At 69.3% G+C, this 579-nt stretch carries 1 protein-coding gene; it reads right to left on the minus strand.

Going from position 1 to position 579, the window contains the following annotated elements; translation table 11 throughout:
* The coding region (locus tag D7V93_RS43845; protein ID WP_208723381.1) for a phosphopantetheine-binding protein at positions 1-579 on the minus strand (579 nt) is incomplete at both ends.

The raw sequence follows: 579 nt of genomic DNA on the forward strand, positions 1-579 counted from the left end.
AGGTGTTGGCGCTGAGGCGCTCTGCGAGCGCGGCCACGGTGGGCGCTTCGAAGAGGGCACGGAGCGGCAGCTCCACGCCCAATGTGCTGCGCACGCGTGAGATGAGCTGCGTGGCCAGCAGGGAGTGGCCCCCGAGGGCGAAGAAGTCGTCGTGGATGCTGACCTGCTCGCGGCGCAGGACGAGGCCGAAGACCTTGGCGAGCTTCTCTTCGGCGGGGTTGCGAGGGGCGACGAAGTCCGCGAGGGGTGAGGCGTCGGGTGCGGGCAGCGCCTTGCGGTCCAACTTGCCGTTGGCGTTGAGGGGCAGGGCCTCCAGGACGAGGAAGGCCGAGGGCACCATGTACTCGGGCAGCCGCTCCTTGAGGAATGCGCGCAGCACCGAGGTGTCCACCTGCCGGCCCGAGACAGGCACGAGGTACGCGACGAGGCGCTTGTCCCCGGGGACGTCTTCGCGAGCGAGGACGACGGCCTCATGCACGGAGGCATGCGCGAGCAGGGAGGCTTCGATTTCGCCCAGCTCGATGCGGAAGCCGCGCACCTTCACCTGGAAGTCGAGCCGCTGCAGGTAGTCCAGGTGGC

It is taken from the genome of Corallococcus llansteffanensis, assembly GCF_003612055.1.
GTDB lineage: Bacteria > Myxococcota > Myxococcia > Myxococcales > Myxococcaceae > Corallococcus > Corallococcus llansteffanensis.